The organism is Psychromonas sp. KJ10-5 (assembly GCF_055808325.1).
This window is the reverse complement of the sequence record NZ_CM147864.1, coordinates 2,113,515-2,132,758: the sequence shown is the minus strand read 5'-3', so window position 1 is coordinate 2,132,758 and position 19,244 is coordinate 2,113,515. Positions and strand designations below refer to the sequence as shown.

At 35.3% G+C, this 19,244-nt stretch carries 17 protein-coding genes; all 17 read left to right on the top strand.

The genetic code is table 11. The annotated features are described in order from the left end of the window. Positions 1–42 precede the first annotated feature (42 nt). The 17 genes from AC0L3W_RS09420 (at position 43) to AC0L3W_RS09340 (ending at position 19,025) form a co-directional block, all read left to right on the top strand. Positions 43–1,086, top strand: a complete 1,044-nt coding sequence (locus AC0L3W_RS09420; protein ID WP_409439068.1) for an acyltransferase family protein — start codon at positions 43–45, stop codon at positions 1,084–1,086. Further along, complete coding sequence (locus AC0L3W_RS09415) at positions 1,083–2,240, top strand: glycosyltransferase family 4 protein (protein WP_409439069.1); 1,158 nt, start codon at positions 1,083–1,085, stop codon at positions 2,238–2,240. The genes AC0L3W_RS09420 and AC0L3W_RS09415 overlap by 4 nt, the downstream gene beginning before the upstream one ends. Continuing rightward, complete coding sequence (locus AC0L3W_RS09410) at positions 2,241–3,350, top strand: glycosyltransferase (RefSeq protein ID WP_409439070.1); 1,110 nt, start codon at positions 2,241–2,243, stop codon at positions 3,348–3,350. Between the two features lies 1 nt (position 3,351). Beyond that, positions 3,352–4,290, top strand: coding sequence for a glycosyltransferase family 2 protein (locus AC0L3W_RS09405; RefSeq protein WP_409439071.1), 939 nt, complete (start codon positions 3,352–3,354; stop codon positions 4,288–4,290). Continuing rightward, on the top strand, positions 4,290–4,865 hold the full coding sequence (locus AC0L3W_RS09400) for a serine O-acetyltransferase (RefSeq protein ID WP_290040427.1): 576 nt from the start codon (positions 4,290–4,292) through the stop codon (positions 4,863–4,865). Before AC0L3W_RS09405 ends, AC0L3W_RS09400 begins: the two co-directional genes overlap by 1 nt. Next, positions 4,862–5,893 (top strand): glycosyltransferase, encoded by a 1,032-nt coding sequence (locus AC0L3W_RS09395; protein WP_409439072.1) that lies wholly within the window; start codon positions 4,862–4,864, stop codon positions 5,891–5,893. The genes AC0L3W_RS09400 and AC0L3W_RS09395 overlap by 4 nt, the downstream gene beginning before the upstream one ends. Then, entirely contained in the window at positions 5,890–7,080 is a 1,191-nt protein-coding gene (locus tag AC0L3W_RS09390; RefSeq protein ID WP_290040423.1) for an O-antigen ligase family protein, read from the top strand. The genes AC0L3W_RS09395 and AC0L3W_RS09390 overlap by 4 nt, the downstream gene beginning before the upstream one ends. Continuing rightward, on the top strand, positions 7,073–8,050 hold the full coding sequence (locus AC0L3W_RS09385; protein WP_409439073.1) for an acyltransferase family protein: 978 nt from the start codon (positions 7,073–7,075) through the stop codon (positions 8,048–8,050). The genes AC0L3W_RS09390 and AC0L3W_RS09385 overlap by 8 nt, the downstream gene beginning before the upstream one ends. 341 nt (positions 8,051–8,391) lie before the next feature. After that, positions 8,392–9,798 carry an undecaprenyl-phosphate glucose phosphotransferase gene (locus tag AC0L3W_RS09380; protein WP_290040419.1) on the top strand — a complete coding sequence of 469 codons (1,407 nt, stop codon included), beginning with the start codon at positions 8,392–8,394 and terminating at the stop codon, positions 9,796–9,798. 96 nt (positions 9,799–9,894) lie between these two features. Then, positions 9,895–11,082 (top strand): outer membrane beta-barrel protein, encoded by a 1,188-nt coding sequence (locus AC0L3W_RS09375; RefSeq protein ID WP_409439074.1) that lies wholly within the window; start codon positions 9,895–9,897, stop codon positions 11,080–11,082. Further along, on the top strand, positions 11,079–11,597 hold the full coding sequence (locus AC0L3W_RS09370) for a polysaccharide biosynthesis/export family protein (RefSeq protein ID WP_409439075.1): 519 nt from the start codon (positions 11,079–11,081) through the stop codon (positions 11,595–11,597). The genes AC0L3W_RS09375 and AC0L3W_RS09370 overlap by 4 nt, the downstream gene beginning before the upstream one ends. A 23-nt stretch (positions 11,598–11,620) precedes the next feature. Further along, on the top strand, positions 11,621–13,804 hold the full coding sequence (locus AC0L3W_RS09365) for a GumC family protein (protein WP_290040412.1): 2,184 nt from the start codon (positions 11,621–11,623) through the stop codon (positions 13,802–13,804). Between the two features lie 27 nt (positions 13,805–13,831). Further along, positions 13,832–14,578 (top strand): tyrosine-protein phosphatase, encoded by a 747-nt coding sequence (locus AC0L3W_RS09360; protein WP_409439076.1) that lies wholly within the window; start codon positions 13,832–13,834, stop codon positions 14,576–14,578. A gap of 800 nt (positions 14,579–15,378) precedes the next feature. After that, positions 15,379–16,290: a DMT family transporter gene (locus AC0L3W_RS09355; RefSeq protein WP_290040408.1), complete on the top strand. Its 912-nt coding sequence runs from the start codon at positions 15,379–15,381 to the stop codon at positions 16,288–16,290. A gap of 168 nt (positions 16,291–16,458) precedes the next feature. Then, positions 16,459–17,394 carry a YHYH protein gene (locus AC0L3W_RS09350; protein ID WP_409439077.1) on the top strand — a complete coding sequence of 312 codons (936 nt, stop codon included), beginning with the start codon at positions 16,459–16,461 and terminating at the stop codon, positions 17,392–17,394. A 26-nt stretch (positions 17,395–17,420) separates the two neighbouring features. After that, positions 17,421–17,981 carry a hypothetical protein gene (locus tag AC0L3W_RS09345; protein WP_409439078.1) on the top strand — a complete coding sequence of 187 codons (561 nt, stop codon included), beginning with the start codon at positions 17,421–17,423 and terminating at the stop codon, positions 17,979–17,981. Positions 17,982–18,143: 162 nt separating this feature from the next. Beyond that, on the top strand, positions 18,144–19,025 hold the full coding sequence (locus tag AC0L3W_RS09340) for an alpha/beta hydrolase (protein WP_409439079.1): 882 nt from the start codon (positions 18,144–18,146) through the stop codon (positions 19,023–19,025). Positions 19,026–19,244: the final 219 nt, after the last annotated feature.

The window sequence follows — 19,244 nt, the reverse complement described above, 5'->3', positions numbered from 1 at the left end:
GTTCAAAAATATATTTTGAATATAAATGGATGTAAGAGAACTATGAAATTACTAACATTACAGTTTTTAAGAGGGGTAGCTGCAATTGTTGTTGTCGCTTACCATGTTCATGGTTTAATTACTAAGCGTGCCTCTGAGATCGGTGCTGAACATGGATTTTGGTTGGTTGAAAATCAATTTGTAAAAATTGGCGCTATTGGTGTAGATGTATTTTTTATCCTATCTGGCTTTATTATTTTTTATACTTCTCGACATTCAAGCGATTTATGGTTGTATGTTAAAAAGCGAGTTGTAAGAATCTATCCAATTTGGTTTGTTGCTATTTTCTTTATGAGTGTAATTACAATTTTGCCAGGTACTTCAGCTGTTTTTGAATGGAAGCACGTATTATATTCATCATTATTAATGCCTCATTATACTGATGGAAGCCTTACTCCTTTCTTAAAAGTGGGATGGACTTTAAATTATGAAATTCTATTTTATAGTTTATTTGGGATTTGCTTCATTTTAACAAAAAACAAAAGATTAGAGCTAATAACAAGTATTATCGTTTGCTTATGGATTTTTTCAGACGCTATAGATTCTAATTTAGCTTTGTTTGCTTTATTGCAAAACCCTATCTTATTTGAGTTTGTAATCGGTGGATGGTTGGCTAGATTTTATTTGGCTGGTTTTACTATTACTAAAATACAGATGTATATTTTACTACTAATTGCATTGATCTGGCTGTCATTATTCTTCTACTCTACTTGGTTATGGCATTACACTTCTCTTATTTCCCGTGCTCCTATTGCTATTTCTATTTTTATTATAGCTGTTTTTTACTGTCCAATACGTGATTGTAAAGTCCCTAATTTATTTATCTATCTAGGTGATGCATCTTATTCAATCTACTTATTCCATATGTTTCCAATCATGGTGTTAAGTGGGGTGTTTAAGAAAATACCTATCGTTGAGTTTCTCAATATTCCTACCGTTATTGTTTGGGGAGTTATTACATTTATTTCGATACTTTTTGGGTGCATTGTGTATTCGTTAGTAGAAAGAAATTTAAATCTATATATGAAAAGGTTTGTGACTAAATGAAAATATTAATGCTTACATGCCAGTATATGCCGGATGTATTTGGTGGTGCTGAAAAACAATGTGGACGAGTATCTAAGGGCCTTAAAAATAAAGGTTTAGATATACAAATTCTAACTTCTCGCCAGCAATACAAAGGCAAGGCAAAAGAGGTGTTGAATGAAGTGCCTGTTACACGTTTGTATTCGCCCATAGCGCCTGATTTATTGGGACGTTGGTTGCCATTTTCTGTTTACTGGTTATTGAGAGTGATTGTATGGGGATTTTTTAACCATAGACAATTTGATGTTATTCATTGTCATCAAGGTAAATTTGGTGCGTTTGTTGGTTGTTGTTTAGCTCGATTATTTAAAAAACCAATACTCATTAAAGTGGGCAACTCTAATCAGTTTATGGACTTTAAAGCATTAAAAGCTAAAAAGTTTGTTGGGCCAATCATGGCTAACTTTGTGTTGAAAACAAACCCTACTGTGGTGGCTATCACCGATGTTATTGCTCAAAACTGTAAAGACTTTGGGTTTAATAACATTATTAATATTCCAAATAGTATTGATACTAACTTGATCGGTAAACAGCAGTACGCTGATCAGTCAGTACAAAAAGATAATGATGTGATTAACCTGTTTTACCATGGTCGATTGGAAAGTATTAAAAAAGTTGATGTATTAATGGAATCATTTGCATTATTAGCAGCCGAATACCCAAATATACATTTTCATTTGATTGGCAGTGGTAGTGTTTTAGCCTCTGCTAAAGATTATATTAAACAGCAAGGTTTAGAGAGCAAGGTGACGTTTCATGGTGAAGTGAGCGACCCCGTTGTATTCATACAGCAATTTGATGTTTTTGTTAATGCTTCTGAAGCTGAAGGGTTTTCAAATTCATTATTAGAGGCTTTATTAGCAGGCAAGGTACTTGTTTCTACGCCAGTAAGTGGTGCCAGTGATGCGATATGCCTTGGGAAAAACGGTTACATTTCAGATTCTTTTAAAGCAGAAGATATTAAAAATAGCACAATAAAAGGAATTCAATTACATAAGCAAGATACTGAGTCTATTAAGCAGTTTTCTGCTCAGTTAATAGCTGACAACTTTACCGTTGAGGTCATTGCAGAACAATATTTAGCGCTTTATAAAAAATTAACAGGGACAGTGTAAATGAAAATTTTAATTGGCATGACACGTTCGGATACTATTGTATCTGGTTCATTTAAACATATTTGCCAAATTGGTGAAAAATTTCGCAAGGAAGGTGCAGAGGTCGTTTATGCCATTGGTGGTAACGGTGAAGCAATTGACAAGTTACGTGACTCTGGTTTTAAAGTGCATGCATTGACTGATTTGAAAAGAGAAGTGAGCCCATTAAGTGATCTTTTTTCTTTATTGAAGTTGGTGTGGTTAATTTTATGTGAAAAGCCACAGGTTTGTTCATGGCACACTGCCAAAATTGGTGCATTAGGCCGTATGGCGGCGATGTTAACTTTTAAACGTTCTTATTATGTGCCGCACGGTGTACCTTTTGTTAACACCCCAGAAAACAGAGGGTATAAAAAGTATCAGCTAATTGAAAAAATGTTGTCTATTTTGCCTTCCAAAATTATTGGTGTGTGTGAATTCGATAAAAATGAATATTTACGTATCGGCGTGCCAGATAAAAAATTATTAGTGATCCGTAACGGGATGTTAGGCAAAGAGAATAATACGTGGCAATTAACCGATAAACCGGTGCATTTTATTACAGCCGCTCGTTTTGAAGATCAAAAAGACTATGTGACTTTATCTACTGCTTGTTATCAGCTGTTAGCTGCGAATAAAGCTTTTACACTGAGTATTTATGGTGATGGTCAATATGAATCAGAAGTAAAAGCACGCTTTGCTGACTTTCCTGAAGGTATGATCCATTTTTGTGGTGTGGTGGATAACTTTGCTGACAAGTTAGCGGAAGCAGATGTATTTATTTTATCTAGTTTTTGGGAAGGACTGCCACGCAGTATTATTGAAGCAATGGCTTGTAAAAAAGCCGTAGTAACTTCTGATGTTGGAGGGTGTTCTGAATTAATTATCGAACAAAAATCTGGATACTTAGTGCCAATAAGAGATGCTAAAATCATGGCTCAATCAATGATTGAATATGTCGATGATAAACAAAAGATTGTTGAGCATGGATTAGCTGCTTATACGCTATATCAACAAAAGTATTCATTACCTGTCATGTTAACCAGCTATGCTGAAGAGTATGGTGTATTAAAGCCAAAGCAGGGTGTTTAAAATGACAGTTAGCGTATCACTGATTTGTCCCGTTTATAAAGTGGCTGCTTATTTACCTGAGCTAATGAAGAGTCTATTAGACGGTGTTAATAGTGAGCAAGTAGAAGTTGTTTTTGTTGATGATTGTTGCCCAGAACAATCTATCCTGGTTTGTGAGCAGTTCCTCACCGAACACGCTGAACTGATTAAATTTCAATATAAAATTATTAAGCAGTCTGTTAACCAAGGCCAAGCAGCCGCTCGAAATGTCGCATTAGCTATTGCTCAAGGCGAATATATTGGTTTTATTGATTCTGACGATGCTATTTCTCCCTATTACTGGGAAGCTTTACGCCCTTATGCGCTTGCTGCGCAATATGACATTATTGAATTTACCTTTGAAGAGTTTAAGGAAACGTTACCTGAAGTTAGTAAAACTGATATTACCGAGTTACCTTCTTCAAACTTAAATCCTTTTCATTATGGTTTTTTTGTTTGGACAAGGTTATATAAAAAATCCATTGTTGAGGAGTTACGCTTTCCTGAAGGGGTGATTTTTGAAGACATATTTTATAACGTACATGCATTTTCAGAAGCAAAAAGCACCTTACGCTTATCGAGTTGTTTAGTATTTTATAGAAAACGTGAAGGTTCAACAACCAGCGGCAGAACGTCGAGTTACTCTAACCTTTTACTTAACTTAGTTAATTCAACAAATTCTACAATTGAGTGTTTTCAAGATAAAGCTGAAGTAGTTAGTCAGGTTGTTAGATATTCGTTTTTGGTTAGCCTTAAAGGTTTTACAATTAAAGATCGTAGTGATCGTCGCCATTTCTTTAAACAGTGCAAGAAAATCAATTTATCTTTTACTCCGTTATTAAAGCAATTTAATCATTCATTAATGGTTAAATTTAAATTTAAATTTTCACAATTTATTTGCTCGATAGGGAAATTTTTATAATGAAAAACCATAGTCCGATCGCATTTATCCGGAGTGATTTATTTCGCTATGAAGGAGAATGCGATTTAAAAATATTTGTTAAGTTATTAATGAAAAATCCTTATTTTCGCTTTCAAGTTTACTTGAGAATGACACAGGCTAATAATTACTTTATATCGTGTTTTTTTAAATTATTAAAAGCAGGTTTGGGTAGAAAAGTGAATGTTCAACTAAGCCCTAAAGTGTCGATCGGATATGGCTTATACATCCCGCATGGAAATATTGTTGTAAATGCGAAGACAACAATTGGTAATAATTGCAGTTTACTCCAGTTTGTATCTATTGGAGCTATGAATAACAGCATTGCTGCGACGATTGGCGATAATGTCTATATTGGCCCAAATACAAATATTGTCGGTGATATTGTCATTGGTAACAATGTTGTGTTAGGTGCTGGAACTGTCGCAGTTAAAGATATTGAAGAAAGTGCTGTTGTTGTCGGTTCACCTGCGAAGGTGATCAAGAAGGTCGATGATATTCACCAATATTCAATTCATTTATGCAGTGATGAGTTTATTAATAAGGCTCCAAAATGAAAAAAATAGTACATATCACCAATGACCTTCAACGCCTGGGCGGTGTCCAGCGCTTGTTAGTTGACCTAATGACTTTACAAAAAGACGATTTCCAGTTTGAAGTGATTCTTACTCGAGGTGAGAATGAGTATGTTGACGAATTAAATCAACTAGGGGTGAGCGTATATCATAAACGTGATATCGGATTACGTGGTGTCATTAAACGTATGAATGCAGCAGATTTAGTGCATGCACATCTTTTTCCGTCATTGTATATCGCATTACTAACGTCGACACCTACAGTTATTACTGAGCATAATCCACATTACCGACGTCGTGATATTCTTTTTATTAAAACGCTGGAAAGTCTACTCTTTCGTAAATTTAAAAAAACTGCTTGTATTTCTAACGGCGTTCAAAATGCTCTATTAAGGGATTTAAATTGGTCTTCTAATAAGACTGAGGTTATATGCAATGGGATAGATTTAAGTCGATTTTCATTAAAACGCAAAGAGCTACCCCTTGAAAACAAGCAATTTAAAATAGGTATGGTCGGTCGTCTTCATCCTCAAAAAGACATTAAAACACTAATAGATTGTATTAAATTGTTAGACAGTCATTGCGAACTCCATTTAGCTGGAGATGGCGAGTTACGTTCACAGCTTGAATCTTACGCTAATGAAATTGGTGTCTCGGATAAGGTTTATTTTTATGGGCAAGTTAATAATATTCCTGAGTTTTTAGAATCCTTAGATCTTTATGTGCAATCATCAAATTGGGAAGGGTTTGGGCTGGCTGCAGTTGAAGCTATGGCCGCAGGTCTTCCATGTTTAGCGACAAATGTTGAAGGGCTTAATGATATCGTATCAAAAGAGGCTTTGTTTAATGTTGCTGATGTTGAAAAGCTACTAGCATTAATTACAGATATTAAAGGATCGGGAGAGCTGTACGTTAAAATGTCTTTAGCTTCATTGCAGAAAGCGCAATATTTTTCTGCTGAAAATACTGCATTAATGTATCAGCGTTTTTATAATGGAAATATGAAATGATACCTGAAGTAGCTTTACACAAAATATATTTAGAAACACCAACTATGCTCAAATATAAACGCATGTTAACTATTTTAGCTGCGTCTATCTTGCCTTTATATTTCTCTATGTTTCGTTACCATGTCTTTGGTGCAACGCTAAGAATTGCTGACTTAGTTTGTGCAGTTACTCTTTTTCTGACATTGCTTATTTTTCCTAAATTTTATTTAAAGTTCTTTCAAGTCAAGTTCTTACCAATGTGGTTGTTAGTTGGCTATATTATTGTTCAGGGAATGCTTTTAGAGAACACTGCTAGTTCAGTTAAAGAGTCCATTCAGTTCTTATGGGTATGTTTTTACTTGGGAATTGCTTCAATTTATACTCAGTGGGATAGTAAAGCCTTCTTCAAATGGATGTTAATATTTCTTGCTCTATCCGCTTTATATACCATTTTTTATCACTTTTCTTTAGGGCATTTTACACGTTATAAACTTGCTTCTGATGGTAAGTATGCCTTTGGCTTATTAACAGTACTGTTATTATTAAAAGCTAATAGCTCTAGTGAACGTAGATATTGGATCTATTTTGCGATGAGCTTAATACCACTTAGTTTGTCAATGGAGCGGAAGGGGGTATTGGGAGTTATTTTAGTGATTATATTAGTCGCTTCAATAAGAGTGGTGATTGCTAAACCAAAACTTAAAGGAGCTGTGATATTTTTAACTGGATTTACTATGTTATTTATCCCTTATCTTTTGACTCAAGCGAGTGATTTTATTGATGGTAAGATTTATGAAAGTTACTTTTTAGATGAAAAATTGGCTCTTTTTACATCTAATATGCATAGAGAGAGCTTATTAATTAATGCCTATCAAATCATTAGAGACAATTTCTTTTTTGGTATTGGTGCCGATAGGATAACTGAGTTTATGGGACAGTTTTATGCTGACCAACGCCTTAATAATGGTGCGCACAATTTTTATATGGACATGTCTGTAAAATATGGAGTTATTGGCCTTTTCTTACACTTATTATGGGCTGCCGTGCTATCTTTTTTTAGTTATTCAAGTAAAAGGTTTTCAATAAATCTCCTACTGTTTAATCTGTATTGTTTGTTTGTAATTACTTTTATGGCTGATGGACAAGCGGTGTTAATAGTTTTTCTGTTTTCTTTTCTAAATCCTTACTTATTTGAGCATCATGATTAATTCTATTCAATATTTACGTGGAATTGCCGCCATTTTAGTTGTTTATTATCATTCAACCATTAAGGCTGTACAAAATAATATAACTGACGCATCAATTTTTAATGTTGGGGAGTCAGGTGTTGATCTGTTTTTTATTATATCTGGGTTTATTATTTGTTTTGTAACGGATAATAAAAATTTCAAGGTTTTGAATTTTTTAAAATCTAGAGTGCTTAGGATTATTCCTTTATATTGGTTTTTTACTTTAATTGCTTTAATTGCCTATTTTTTAGTGCCTACGATGGTTAATAGTAGTGGTGGTAAAACACTTATTTTGGAATCATTTTTTTTAATTCCTACTGAAAGTAAATATTTGATTCAAAATGGTTGGACGTTATCTTATGAGTTTTATTTTTATTTAATCTGTTCTTTTATTCTTGTTTGTAGGTTAAATAAAATATGGCTATTAACTTTATTGTGCTTATTGCCATTGATAAGTTATTTAACCCCATCATCTATATACTTCTTTTTTGACCAATTCTTACTAGAGTTTGCGATGGGGACTCTGTCATACATCGCTTATCATAAAAAAGTTAACAGCTACTTACAAATTAGCTGCTTATTAGCTGTTTTAGTACTGTTCCTATTGTTAGTTAATGTCGCAGGGTTGTCTAATCGGTTTATTATCTATGGTTTACCAATGTGGTTGATTTTCCATATAGGTTTATTAATTAATAATAAATTAAATGTTTTTGAGCTAAGTATTTTAGGTAAATTTTTACATAATTTAGGTAATTCCTCATATTCGCTTTATTTATCCCATACTTTTACCTTGGTTGTTTTCAATAAAATATACCTTTACTTTTTTGGGGCGGGAGAGCTTTTTAGTTATCTATTATATCTGGTAGTTAGTTCATTAATAGTTGGGCACTTGGTTTTTATATATATTGAAACTAATTTAAATAAGTATGCTAAAAGCTTATTTAAATAAGCTATAAAGTGACATATTATTTTTAATTTTCATCTAAAGTTTTTGTTTTATTTGATTTTTATTGCTCAATATATTCTTTTGATTTTTTAGTTGTGAGTTTTTATTGAGTACTTGTCTAACACATAGGGGGTACTTATTTGTTTTGTTTTTTACTTGTTGTTTTTTAATAAGTTTTTATAAATTTATATGTGATAAAATTAAGTATTTTAATTCTCATTTTTTATTTGAGAATACCTTTTTTTCGACGTTTTAAATATTGTTAAACACCGTTTGTTTTGTTATTGTGATCACATTTTTGTGATCCAATGAAGCGATCTATATAGAGTGATGTAAAGGGACTTATGACTGAACAAGATTTCGTCAAGAATAATATAAATCAATTGTCTGCGGTATATCGGATTGTTGATTTTTCAATTGTTCAATTTTTGTTATTTTTCTGTATTGGCGCTCATTCTATTGAAGTGAGTGATCCTTATATTATTGTAGGTCTTATTGGGTCACTCTCTTTCATTATTTTTGCTGAAAATATTCGTTTATATCGTTCGTGGCGAACCGGATCGTCTTCTCGTCTATCCCTTTATACTTTCCTAAGTTGGTTCTTTGCTGTTTTTATGGTCGTTGTTTATCTGTTTTTCAGTAAAATGAGTGACGATCTTTCTCGATTGGTTATTGGTTCTTGGTTTATTAGTAGTGCGTTGTTGTTAATTGGCTGGCGTATGTCCTTTCGTTTATACCTATACAAACGTCGTCGTAAAGGTTTGAACACTAGACGAGTTGCCATTATTGGCTTAACTAGCTCTGGTTTTCGTTTGGCCACTGAATTTGCTAATCACCCCGAAATCGGCTTTACATTAAGTGCTTTCTTTGATGACAGAACCAATGACCGGTTATCAGCTAACTCTAAGTTTTTCTCAAAGTTACAGGGCGATATAGCAACAGGCATTGAGTTGGCTAAACAGGGGAAATATGATCTTGTTTATATTGCTTTACCCTTAGCTGCACAAAAGCGCATTGAATCTATTTTACGTGAATTAGGTGATACCACGGTTGATGTGCATTTAGTGCCTGACTTCTTTACTTTTAACTTATTAAATGGCCACCTTTCTCATGTTGGCTCTATTCAAACGATCAGCGTATACGAATCACCATTAAGTGGGCTTTCTTCTTTCGCTAAGCGTTTGGAAGATCTTATTGGTGCAACGCTTATATTGTCGATGATTGCGATTCCTATGTTGATTATTTCTATTTTAATTAAGTTGGATTCACGTGGTCCAGTTTTCTTCAAACAGAAACGTTATGGTTTGGATGGAAAAGCGATTAATGTTTGGAAGTTCCGATCTATGACGGTTGCTGATAACGGTAGCGTAGTGAAGCAAGCCACCAAAGGTGATGCCCGTATTACTAAGTTAGGCGCTGTATTAAGACGTACATCTCTTGACGAACTTCCGCAGTTTATTAATGTCTTGCAAGGGCACATGTCAATTGTTGGGCCTCGTCCTCATGCTGTTGCACACAATGAAGAATATAGAAAGTTAGTCGATTTTTATATGTTACGCCATAAAATGAAACCAGGCATTACAGGCTGGGCTCAAATAAATGGTTGGCGTGGCGAAACGGATACCCTTGAAAAAATGGAAAAGCGTATTGAGTTTGATTTGGAGTATATCCGTCAATGGTCGTTGTTGCTCGATATCAGAATCGTATTTTTAACTGTTTTTAAAGGATTCATTAATAAGAACGCTTACTAATTATAGTAAATAGTTGTTGAATGCCTCGGTGTTGAAGAAACAAATCGTTTATTTTAAAAACGCTGTCGTTGAGCGCTTTATTTAAGGATGAAAAAAGTGAAATATTTTACCCTTTTAGCACTTTCTCCTGGACTTGTTGTTAACGCTTTTGCAACAGAGTTTGATCCTGCTCCTATTAAAGTTACAGATGGTTTTTTAGTTGTGCCACAGTTAACAAGCAGCGTGGAGTTCGACGATAATATTTATGAGCAGGAAGATGATACAACTTCTTCTGCTATTTATATTGTTTCTCCCTCTATTCGTTTTGGTGTTGATGACGGGATTAACCGTTATGGCGGTTCTTATCGTTTAACTGCTGCAACTTATGAAAACGGTAGTGAAGATGATTATGTGGATCACCGCTTAAGTTTATTAGCACACTCTGAATTTACAGATAGACACCGTACAGACCTTACTTTTTCATTTGCCAATTTACATGAAGACAGGGGGAGTGGCCTCAGTGAAGGTAATGCCTCTTTTTATAATGAACCTATTAAATACAATGAACTAACTGCTAGAGGTTACTATCAATTTGGTAGCCTCAATGCGTTAATGCGAATTGGTGGTGGGGTTAATTTTACTGATAAAGATTATAGAAATTTTAGAGTCACGACTCAGTTTGATGACGTCAGTAAGCTTACCTTTTTTGCTGATGCAGATTATCAAGCGGGTAATGTAACTTATTTAACCTTTGATATATCAACAACTGATGTTAAGTATGAAGAATTAGAAGCTGGTGAAGATAGCAGTGATAACAAGGACTCTAGTGCCTTGCTTGGTTTTAGATGGCTAGGGTTAGGTAAAACAACGGTCACTGCTAAAGCCGGTTATCAATATAAAACTTTTGAGTCAGATAGCCGTGTTAATTTCTCTGGTAACACAGTGGAGCTTGGCGCAACTTGGCAGCCGCAAGAATATTCTACTTTTAATGTGAGTTTTAGTCGTGCAGCGAAAGACTCAAGCACAGTTGGAGATTACATCCTTGAAATTGATAGTGCATTAGCTTGGAAGCAGTCTTGGACGGAAGATTTTGACTCTACTTTTAAATTCACTTATACCGATGAAGATTATGTTGGTTTTGCTCGTAACGATAAAACCAAAAACTTGGCATTAAATTTAAATTACACTGTAACTCGCTGGATAAAATTGAACGCGGGATACCAATTTACTGATAAAAACTCAACAGAAACCGACATTAGTTACGATAAAAACTCGGTTAATATAGGGATTGTGGTTGCTTTATGATGAATTACTTTTTTGTTTTACTAATGTTTTTCTCCTCTTTTAATTTGTCTGCTGCAGAGCTAACAAACTATCGCTTAGATGCAGGGGATGAAATTAAAATTTTGGTATATGACGAGCCAGACTTAACCATTGAAACCGTTATCAATGATGACGGAAATATTAACTTCCCATTTATTGGGCTTGTTTCTGTGACGGGTAAGACCTTACCTGAAGTACAAAAAGTGATACATGATGGGTTACTGGGGGATTATCTATTAAACCCTTCTGTACAAGTCGATATTATCACTTATCGCTCTTTTTATATCCATGGAGAAGTCAACCAACCCGGTGGTTATCCATATCAACCAGGGTTAAATATTGACCAAGCTATTGCATTAGCAGGTGGGTTAACCGCTCGAGCTTCAGTTTCAAAGATATACCTTAAAAAGTCACAAACACAAGGGGAGCAGAAGGTTGAGTTAACCTATGCGGTTTCACCTGGTGATATTATTACTATTAAACAGAGCTTTTTCTAACAAGCAATTGGATCATAAATATTATGCAATCAGTTAATAAACCTTTAAATTCACAAGAACAAGTCATTGATCTGAAAGCTTATTGGTCTGTGATGATGAATGCAAAATGGAAAATTTTAGGTTTTTCGTTGTTCATTACTATTTTAGTTGCGGTCTTTGTCACGAGTTTAACGCCTATTTACCGTGCAACGGGCTCGTTATTGATAAAAACCAGTACCGATAATACGATTTCAATTGACTCAGTGTTACCTTTGGACACTAGCCGTCAAGATTACTTTTTGACTCAGTTTGAAATTTTAAAATCACGTTCTGTATCTGAGCAAGTGATTGATAAGCTTGATTTAGGCGCAAATAAAGAGTTTATGCCTGATGATGAAGTGAGCTTAAAAAAAGAACTAACTGATTACATTAAGTCTTTATTACCTGCGGAGTTAGATAGTAAGGAAGAGAAAACATCACTGAGCCCACGTAGTGAAAAAGTAATGTTAATTGATGCTTTTCAATCAAAATTAACGATTACTCCTGTTCGTAATACTCAACTTGTTAATATCTCTTTTGATGCCAAAGATCCTGAATTAGCGGCACTTGTAGCAAATACGGTTGCGCGTGTTTATATAAATCAAGAAGTATTAGGTCAATCTACTTCAACGCAAAAAGCCGCTGATTGGTTGGAGATAAGATTAGAAGAGTTACGTGTTAATCTTGAAGAGTCAATTAATGCATTAGAAGCGTACCGTATTAAAGAAAACCTAATTGATTTAAACGCAACAGGTGTACGTAGTATCGCCAGTGATGAGCTAGAGAGCTTAACGGACAGTTATTTAAAAGCAAAACAAACTCGCTTTGAAGCAGAAACGCTTTATTTGTTTGTTAGTAATGCCAGCGGTAATGATATAAATTATTTGATGAGTTTGCCTGAAATTAGCCAACATCCACTGATCACTAATATTAAAAATATTGAAAACCAAACACAGCAAAAGGTGTCTGAGTTAAGTTTTCGTTATGGTGATAAGCATCCTAAATTGGTGGCAGCGAAAGCACAATTAGCATCGATTCAAGAGGAATTGAAACAGCAAGCTAATAAGTTAGTAAGAGGCTTTGCTAAAGAGTTACAAGCAGCGAAAAATAATGAACAACGTCTGATTAATGAATTAGAACAAGAAAAGCGTAAATATCAAGATATCACTAGTACTGAACAAGGTTATTTAAAACTGCAGCGTGAAGTTGAAGCGAACCAAAGTCTTTATGATACATTTTTAACACGTTATAAAGAAACTGAAGTCACTACTGACCTTGATGTGCAACAAGCTAAAATCTTAGATAAAGCAGAAGTGCCGCTATCACCTATTAAACCCAATAAAAAATTACTGGTTATTTTAGCCTTTATTGCTTCGTTTGCTTTTGCGGTTGTCTATGCATTTGTGATTGATGCGTTAAATGACACTTTCAGAACGGCTGCCGAGATTGAATCTAAACTTGGTTTACGTTTGCTAGGCTTATTACCGTTAATTAAATTAAAGCGTAATCAATCTTTATCGCCTCATGTATTTTTTGATGATAAGAATAAAGCATTTTCTGAAGCGGTTAGAACCTTGCGCACAGGCTTTGTTTTGTCACATATTGATGATCAACATAAAGTCGTACTCGTTACCTCATCTATTCCTGGTGAAGGTAAGACGACTACCTCAATTAATATTGCGTTTGCGATATCTCAAGTTGAAAAAACGTTATTGATTGAAGCGGATATGCGTCGTCCAAGTTTCCTTGGTGTATTTAAATTAGGGGCTGAACAAGCTGGCCTATCTAACTTAATTTCAGGATCTGAAAAACTTGAGAATGTAATTGTGCATGATGAAGCATCTGGACTTGATATTTTACCTTCTGGTTTTATACCGAGTAATCCGCTTGAATTATTATCAAGCGCGAAATTTGATGCGGCGATGGTGATTCTAAAACAGAAATACGATCGTATCGTAATTGACTCTCCACCTGCTTTAGCTGTGAGTGATGCGTTAGTGTTATCTAAACGTGCAGACTCTGTTATTTATGTCGTTCAATCTGATTCTACGAAGCAAGCTGCTGTTAAAAAAGGTGTGTCTCGTTTAATGCAAGTTAACGCTCACATAGATGGTATCGTCTTAAATAGAGTCGATATCAAAAAAGCAGATAAAGAAGATTACGAAGGCTATTATGGCTACGGTCAATAATATTCCTGAGGGCATACAAGTGGAACAATGATTGATCTACACAGTCATATATTAGCAGGAATTGATGATGGGGCTCGCTCCTTAGTTGATTCTCTGCAATTAATTGAAGGTTCTACAAACAGCGGTGTGCAAAAGATATTAGCGACACCGCATATTCATTTAGGCACCTTTGATAATGATTTAACTACGATCAAGCAGGCTTTTAATAAACTTGTTTCTTCTGTTAGTGAAAGTTCCTCCTCTCAAAAACTCTCTCTTGCTTATGCCGCGGAAGTACGAATCTGTCCTGAAATTATGATGTTGGCTAGCACTCAACAATTACCTTTTATGGGGAAATGGCAAGGTTACAGCTTATTATTATTAGAGTTCCCGCACAGCCATATCCCACCCGGTAGTGAAAAGTTAGTTGATTGGTTATTGGCACATAACATTATGCCGATGATTGCACACCCTGAGCGTAACAGAGGCGTTTGGGAGTCTTCTGAATTGTTAGCTCCGTTTAAAGAGCGTGGTTGTTTATTTCAAGTCACTGCAGCTTCGATAGTGGGGGATTTTGGTGAAAGATCTAAGGAACTAGTTTGGGATTTACTACAAAAAGACGAAGTTACTATAGTTGCCTCAGATATGCATAATGTTAATCGTCGGCCTTCTAAAATGAAAGAAGCTTTTTCAGCCGTGGCGAATCAACTTGGCGATGAATGTGCTAAACAGTTATTTGTAAAAACACCCAATTTGATATTTGAATCTAATCCAACTATTTGGACCAATCAATAGAGAGTTTGAGGTTTCTGAACTAATAGCTTTGGGTTATTTGTCTTTTGGTTTCTCTCTTTACTTTTATCTCTCCGCAGAAAATGTGATCTTAAGCATTTCTCTTGTGTTTTTTAAAATCCTTATTATGATGAGCAATGACTTAATCACTGTTATTGATATAACAAGTTAAGTCATTCGACTTCAGGGCGGGGTGTAATTCCCCACCGGTGGTATTTTTACGATATGTATACCAATCACGCTAATTAATTGATTTGTTTTGCTTGTTAAAAATAATTTATTGCTTCGTTGTAAGTCTGGTAAAGGGAATAACCATTTACCTCAACTTATCTCTTGGACTAAATCATTTATTCTACGCAAAATTTAGATCTCTCATTTAATATAATTGGTATTAGGTATCAGTAAAAGAGCCCACGAGCGCCTAATTATTACTAGTAATAGCTTTATTAGGGTCAGCAGATTTGGTGAGAGGCCAAAGCCGACGGTTATAGTCCGGATGGAAGAAGATCGAGAGTAAATAGCGTGCAAAATATCAACTATTCGACCCTATCGTTTTAATACGATAATTGGGGACATGAACTTGATCCCTTACAGAAATTGTTGACCTTCATTATTCCAATGAGGGCAGGTTATACTGCAAAATTGTCAGTTATTTATTCAGTTCTTTAGTGTTACAACTATTGAATAATACCGTTAGCCTTAATGAAACTATTCCAGAAAATAAATGGAATGGTTAATGATGTGGGCGGTATAACGTTCTTTCCAAGCTCTGTCTTTCTCTCCTTTTTAGTTTAGGAATTGTAATGACAGGTATTACCTTTATATTTTTTGCGTGCTTATTATGGGCCGCAGATACATTGATACGTTATCCTCTTTTATTTGGCGGCTCCAGCGCACAACAAATTGTGTTGTTTGAGCATTTAATATTAGTTGCTGTATTAGCTGGCATCTTTTTATTTAAACGTCGTAAATTTAACTTCATCTCTCGACAAACCTTCATCCCTTTTTTAGTGATTGGTTTTTTTGGCTCTGCTTTAGGTACCTTAGCGTTTACCGAAGCATTCTATTTGTCTAACCCTACTGTGGTTATTTTGCTACAAAAGTTACAGCCACTCGTTGCGGTAACACTCGCCTGTGTTTTATTGAAGGAAAAAATAGATTCTCGGTTTTTCCTTTGGTTAGGATTAGCTATTTTAGGCAGTTTGTTATTGATTTGGCCTGACTTCCAAGTGTTATTAGCCGATTTTAAAGAGGGGGATTTACAGCATGGACAAAAAGCATTATGGGGTTATGGCCTCGCTTTATTTGCTGTTGTGAGCTGGGGAAGTGCAACGGTATTTGGTAAAAAACTGAGTACCCAAGGACTTAGTAGCTTAGATTTAATGGCCGGGCGTTTTAGTTTTGGCCTACTTGGTATGTTGCCTTTTGCTTTTATTACACCGAGTTTGATAACTAGTATTGAGTTAACCGTGCTACAAAAAATTGCCATGTTAGCTGTGCTGTCTGGTGTCTTGGGGATGTATTGTTATTACCAAGGGTTAAAGCGTATACCTGCGCATTGGGCTACCTTAGCTGAAATGTTTTTCCCGGTGGCGGCAATCTTAATAAATTGGCTATTTTTAAATGTGGAAATGACTCAAATTCAACTACTCGGTGCAGTTACGTTAGTTGCAGCGAGTACGATGGTGCAACGAAAGCCTTCATTAACAACCTAGTTTTATTTGATTACGATTAATAAGTGCACTCATCGTTTAAAGAGTGCACTTTAATGTCTTCAATCCCTCTCTGAAAGTTATCCTTCTATCTATTTGTTAAAGTGCACAGTCTTTGCACAATTAATGGTTATGCTATTATTTATTAGTAACTTGGAGGATATAAGCAGAATGTTTGCTTATAAATTTTTTAAAATTTTATTGGTTAGTATGTTGTTAACATTATTAAACGCTTGCTCTGATAAGCATCAATCAGTTTTATTAAAGGTTGAGCCACATCAATCAACGGCTGATGTTTTATGTAACTATCAATATAACCAATACAACAGTTCAAAATCAGTAGAAGCAAACAGTGTTGCTTACTGGTCATGTGATAGCAATTCGAGAGATCTCGATGCTAATGGTATCCCTGACCATCAAGTAGGGAAGTTTCCGAACGCGCATAACCCTTATACTATTTTTCAACAGTCTGTTATCGAAAGCTTTCCTTTGCACCCAGTTGAAACCAAAGTGGCTACTAGGCTTAGTGGGGAGCATGCAATGATTGGCGTGACGCTGAATGGCGTGAAAATTTCAGGCGGTATAGGCGGTAGCTGTGATGATTTAGGTAAAAAGTGTAGTGCGACGGATTACAGAGGCAATTGGAGTATCGAAACTATAGGGCAAAGTGCTTTTAATTTTGGTATTGATAAAAATAATGCGCATGTGCAGCCTAATGGCACTTATCATTACCATGGCATGCCTGAAGGCTTTATCGCTAGCCGAGGCGGTGATAGTGATCGAATGACTCTGATTGGTTGGGCTGCTGATGGCTTTCCTATTTATGCGCGCTATGGGTATTCAAATCCTGCTGATTCCAGTTCTGCAATCAAGTTGATGAGAGGCAGTTATCAATTGGTCAGTGATATTAGTGACAAACGACCGCCGTTGGACATTTACCCTCTAGGGACTTTTAAGCAAGACTGGGAATATGTGCCAGGATCTGGAGATCTAGATGAATGTAATGGTCAAATTGGTGTCACACCTGAGTTCCCTGAAGGAATTTATCATTATTACGCAACGGATAGTTACCCCTACTTTCAACGTTGTGTGAAAGGGAAAATTTAAATTGATGTGCAACAGGTAATTAAATAATGAAAAAGAATATGAAATTAATGAAAAAAGGACTGTTAAGTTTAACTTGTGCGTTATGTTTAACAACACCAAATACCAGCTTTGCTCACTTAATGGCTGCACAGCATGGTACGTTGAGCTTTATTGGTAGTAATGTTTATATCGCGTTATCTTTGCCTATGTCTGCCTTTAAAGGTGTTGATGATAATGGTGATAAACACGTTACTATCCAAGAATTTAATAATCATCGTGATTTGATAAGCGAAAAAATAAAAGAAAATATCTATTTAACGGAAGATAAACGTAAGTTTGTTGTTGATGGCTTGTTATTGGAGCCGACTACTGGCCGTGAAGAAGCGGGTAATTATAGGCATACTGCAGGTGAAAGCATTAAGCATGTTACTATTATGGGGCGTTATGCATTAACATCAAGCAATGCTAAAGTTGCTTTAAATGTTGCTCTTTTTAGTGATGATATGACCACTCAACAGTATGATTTTGTGGCTACTGATAAAAACAAAAAATTGACTCACGAATTTGAAGTGATCCCTAGTCAACCTTCGATTTCAGTATTTAATTAAGCAGTCTATTTGCTTAGCTAGCGCTAGGGTTAATTAGCTCATTCTAATAACACTTGTATGAGAATGAGCTTTATATAAAAATGAATATTTACCAATTAATAATGATCTCAATAACTTGAGTAACGTAATAACCTGTTTACTCGCCAATAAATAAGTGTCCCATTGAAGAAACTATTACTCCTTATCGCACTGATTCCTATCGCTATCCTCATTTTCTCATTCTTAAAAGACAGTGCTGCCACTGAGCTAAAAATACTTAATACTGCGATATCCTTATCATCAAACTTGATAGTGCAAAAAGATATTGTTTTTGATGCCAATAAAGACCTAAAGCTTGATATATACAGTAGAAAGGGCTGGAAAGCTGACACTAAGCGTCCAGTGCTTGTATTTTTTTATGGAGGTGGTTGGCGTTGGGGAGATAAGGATTATTTTACCTTTGTTGCAGATAGCTTTGTAGACAAAGGTTATCTCGTTGTTATTCCTAATTACACGCTTTATCCAACAGCTAAATACCCTGAGTTTGTAAAAGATGGCGCTAAAGCCGTAGCCTGGGTCAACCAACATATCGCTAAATACGGTGGTGATACTGAACAGCTGTTTATCGCAGGGCACTCTGCTGGCGCTTACATTGCGGCGATGGTTGCTTTTAATGATCAGTATTTAGCTGCTGAACACCAACCTACATCTATTATTAAAGCGGTGGCGGGTATTGCTGGCCCCTATAACTTCACTCCTAAAGAACAGCAGTATATTGATATTTTTGGTGAAGAAAACTTCAATGATATGAGAATAGAAAATCACCTTAATGGTAATGAGCCACCTGCGCTGCTTATTCATTCTGAAGGTGATACAACGGTAGGTTTATTCAATCAACAGATAATGGCAGAGGCATTAACAAACAATGCAGATAAGGTTGAGACTTTAATTTATGGGCAGAAAGTTACGCATGTAAAAATCTTAATGAAATTACATCCTTGGTTTGCAAACGAGGTAAACGTTGCAGAAGACATTGATAACTTTTTTAAGCGAATGAGTGAATGATAAATAGCGGAGATGCTATTAGCTTACATTAGTTGTTAAAGTTAGCCTCTCATTAACCTGTATTAGCTAGGGTGTTTATTGAATCTACAAACCTGCAAGTCAGCTTCATGATGCATAAATATATAGTTGTTTTCTTCACTTTTTTAAAAAACAACATTAAAAAAATCAATTTCCCTCTTGAAATCCAATCAACTGTCTCCATCTATTAATTAACTTATT